We start from the raw sequence: 3,155 nt of genomic DNA on the forward strand, positions 1-3,155 counted from the left end.
CTCTCCCTCTCTCCCCCTCTTCCTTTCTCCCCCTCTCGAAAGCTACAACGAACTCGAATCTAGACTTTCCGCTTCTCCGTCCGTTTGCGGGAGGTGCAAGCCGCACTCTTGCTTGAGGCCGCGAAACCGCGTATCTCGTTCGTGTTCGTCGTCCGCTGTCAAGGGACGGCTCGAATGCCAGTCGCCGACGCTCGTATATCCGAGGTCGAAGTAGGGATGGTACGGTAAATCGTACTTCGTGAGGTATTGGTAAATGTCTTTGGCGTTCCACTGCAAAATGGGATAAATCTTGTAGCGATCGCCCTGCAATCCAACCCGGCTCAGGTTTTGACGGTGTTGAGTTTGGTCGGCTCGCAACCCAGCCAGCCACGCCGTCGCCCCCAACTCCTGTAACGCTCGCTGCATGGGTTCGACTTTGCGAATGGAATCGTAGCGGTTGAGCGATTCGACGTCGTGTTTCTCCCACAGTTTGCCATACAGGGCTTCCATGCGAGCCGGTGACAGTGGCGATTGATAAACCTTGAGATTGAGATTTAAGCGTTCGGAGAGTTGCGCGGCGAAGCGATAGGTTTCGGGGGGAAGATATCCGGTATCGATCCAAATGACAGGAATGTCCGGCTTCACGCGCGTCACCAGATGGAGCATGACGGCGGCCTGAATCCCAAAGCTACTACTCATAACTAAGCCGTCGCCAAAGGTGGTAACAGCCCATTCAACCACTTCTGTCGCAGAAGCGTTCTCGAGTTGTTGGTTAACGGCTTCGAGATCCAAGCCTGTTTTTTCGGGTGTGAAAACGGTCATACAGCGCGATGGTTAGTAGAAAACAGCGTGATTGCGGTACGGACGAGACCTCTAGCATCTATCTGGGGTGCGTGTGGGCGCGTGGAGAAGGAACAAAACACGATCGCGCGTGAGGATCGAGCGCCGATCGCGCACCGTTGACAGGACGGGTACGAGTGTCCTCAGAGGTACGAGAGGTCGAGAAATCTAGACCAGGTTAATTCTACAGCAGTTTACAAACGGTCAAAGACGCGAAAAAATACGGACGACCGAACGTCAAACCTTTAATTTTTCTAAATTGCGGCCCTTTTACAGCGAACAGCGAGCCGCGAACCGAGATCGGTGAAGACAGGTGACAGTTGAGAGTTTTTCCCCATCCCCTCATCTTCGGTTTAACTATATTGCAGTACCAGCGTGGCGTCCATCGCACTGGTGAGGTGCAATCCTGACATCGTACCGCTCGATAGGTAGTATTTCTGCTCGTCAACGCGATGGAGGGTTTCAAAGCCACTTCGCCGCTGCTTGTCGTCGATCGTCCAATACCGCTGCACGATCGACTCGGGGGTAATCCAACCTTCCCCCTCGACGCGCCCGAGTTCGCTGTGTTGGAGAACGAAGGTATACTGACGTTCGCCGCTGTCGAGGCGACCGCGATATTGAAAGGTGATGTCGTCTCGTTCGGTGTTCGGAAAGGTGAGTTTCGTAACCATGCTGTACCAGTTATCTTGACCCCACGCAACGATCGTCCTGCCCGTGACAGAGATCGGCAGGTTGTGACGTTCTAACCAGTTTCCTTCTAAACGCCACCGACCTTGTTCGAGTAGAAACGTATGAGCCACCGCTATCTGATGAGTTATCGTCTGAGTGAACCGACACACTCGCGCGCGTCGGGGGGGATCGAACGAGAATTGTCGATCGCCTGTAGGACGATCGCCGTATTTCCGGGTGGGGGGGGCGTCGTGCCAGTAGACGCCCTACCCGTTCGCTCTAAGAGCATCTTATGGGATTTCGGGGAGGGCAACGAGCGATCGCTCTCCCAAAACGACGGCTCGACTGGCTCCTGTGACAGAGGGTAAATTTCCCGGTAGGTTTAACCCGCGCCAATAGGCTAACACGGCAAAGGCGATCGCTTCTTTGTAATCGGCGTTGACGCCTGCGTCATCGGTCGTTTTTACGGTAACGTTCTCGAGTCGCGCCTGCAATCGCTGTTTGAGATAGCGGTTACGACTCCCGCCGCCACATAAAAACAGGTCGTCGGGAAGTCGGGGTAAAAACCGACTGTAATTGTCGACGATCGCACTGACGGTAAGTTCCGTCAGGGTCGCCAACCAGTCAGCGTCGTTGAGGGCTTCGGCCTCGAGGCGACATCGGTGTAGGAATTCCCGTCCGAAGTGTTCGCGTCCGGTCGATTTGGGGGGCGGTTGTCGGAAAAAGTCGTCTTGTAACCATCGCTCGACGAGGGTGAAGTCTGGATGTCCCGATGCAGCCCACGCCCCATCGCGATCGAAGGTTTGCGCTCCGTCGGTTAAGTCGGAGACGGCGAGATCGAGGAGGACGTTTCCGGGGCCGGTATCCCATCCCCGGACGCGATCGAATTGTCGCAGACATCCGGCGGGGAGATAGGTGACGTTCCCGATTCCACCGAGATTCTGGACGCAGCGATCGCGATCGCGACGGCCGAACAAGCACAGGTCGAGTTTGGATACGAGGGGCGCTCCCTGTCCTCCGACTTCGATATCAGCGGCGCGAAAGTTGCTGACGGTGGGAATTCCCGTGAGGGCGGCTAGGGTCGCTCCCCGTCCGAGTTGCAGGCTATAGCCGAGTTCGCCATCGCGGGGGGGACGGTGAAACACGGTCTGTCCGTGGGAACCGATGATGCGAGCGGGGGGATGGTTTTTCTGGAGGTCGATCGCTGCGTTAGCAAAGGCTTTCGCGATCGCTTCGTCTAACTCCGCCAACGCCGCCATCGAGATTTCGCCACCGCTACAAACGTCTAATATGTGCGATCGTAAGTCCTCGGGATAGGGGTAGGTCTTCGCCGCCAGTACCTTAACCTGTAAATCGACATCGGTTCCCGTCAGTTCTACCAATACCGCATCGATGCCATCGACGGACGTACCGCTGATCGCGCCGATCGCGCGAACGGGTGAAGCATCCTTCGCTATGATGTTTTCTTGAATCTCCGATCGCTCGTCTGTCATTTTTTTACCAAAAATTTGGGTCTAAAGCCTCGCCCTTGCAGGGCGACTTTGCTATGATGTCAGAGAACTGGAACGGTATTTAACCAGTCTAAAAACCGAGCCTCTAATCGAGGCATCCGAACCTTGAAAACTAGAGTTAGCGGGTTCTGTTCGGGAAAGCTCCAACAGGTAAAA

The 3,155-nt window shown here is 55.3% G+C and carries 3 protein-coding genes; all 3 read right to left on the reverse strand.

Annotated elements, in window-relative coordinates:
- Positions 1-42: 42 nt before the first annotated feature.
- A complete protein-coding gene (gene cysH / locus POG22_RS04170; RefSeq protein ID WP_498903809.1) occupies positions 43-801 on the reverse strand; it encodes a phosphoadenosine phosphosulfate reductase in 759 nt (252 codons plus the stop codon).
- 371 nt (positions 802-1,172) lie between these two features.
- Positions 1,173-1,619: a hypothetical protein gene (locus tag POG22_RS04175; protein WP_498903810.1), complete on the reverse strand. Its 447-nt coding sequence runs from the start codon at positions 1,617-1,619 to the stop codon at positions 1,173-1,175.
- 159 nt (positions 1,620-1,778) lie between these two features.
- Positions 1,779-2,981: an anhydro-N-acetylmuramic acid kinase gene (locus POG22_RS04180; protein ID WP_498903811.1), complete on the reverse strand. Its 1,203-nt coding sequence runs from the start codon at positions 2,979-2,981 to the stop codon at positions 1,779-1,781.
- Positions 2,982-3,155 lie beyond the last annotated feature (174 nt).

This window comes from Geitlerinema sp. CS-897, from assembly GCF_028368005.1.
In the GTDB taxonomy this organism is placed as follows: domain Bacteria; phylum Cyanobacteriota; class Cyanobacteriia; order Cyanobacteriales; family Geitlerinemataceae; genus Baaleninema; species Baaleninema simplex.